At 47.0% G+C, this 536-nt stretch carries 2 pseudogenes; both read left to right on the top strand.

Annotated elements, in window-relative coordinates:
• Positions 1–299: pseudogene (locus ACWHAR_RS31380) on the top strand (teichuronic acid biosynthesis protein TuaB); the annotation flags it as partial.
• A pseudogene (locus ACWHAR_RS31375) lies at positions 296–536 on the top strand (teichuronic acid biosynthesis protein TuaC); the annotation flags it as partial. The pseudogenes ACWHAR_RS31380 and ACWHAR_RS31375, both read left to right, overlap by 4 nt.

Here is a 536-nt window from a genome sequence, read left to right as displayed (position 1 = left end):
CATGGGTGTATGCCATTATCAGCGTTGTTAATTTTCTGATCGGGCGCTGGCTTTTGGCATATGTCATCAAGCTTAACCTTTCAGCTTATTTCCAGTCGATTATGAAGCCATTTCTGATTACTGCGGCGATGGGCATCATCGCGTTTGGTGTAAGCCTCAGTACCGAACACTTCAGTATGCAGGCAGAAATGCGGCTGGCCATTTCAATTGCGGCCGGGGCGCTGTGCTATCTCTTTCTTTTGGTAAAAGCGTACCCTCAAACGAAAAGCAAACTACTAAGAAAAGGACGTTTGTCATGAAGATTTTGTGGATCACAAGCGTATATCCGAGCAGTATGAAACCCGGTGAGGGTGTGTTTCATGAGACACAGGTGCAAGAGCTGCAAAAACTCGGGCTTGATATCACTGTGATATGCCCACGGCCTTTTCATTCAGCGCCTGTCCGCATGCTGAAAAAGACATATCGAAAAAAGGATGCCAGACCGGAGTATGAGATTAGAAAGGGAATACCGGTTTACCGGCCTTTCTATCGGGCAG

This window comes from Bacillus sp. LR--39 (assembly GCF_053613335.1).
This window is presented reverse-complemented; position numbering and strand designations above follow the sequence as displayed.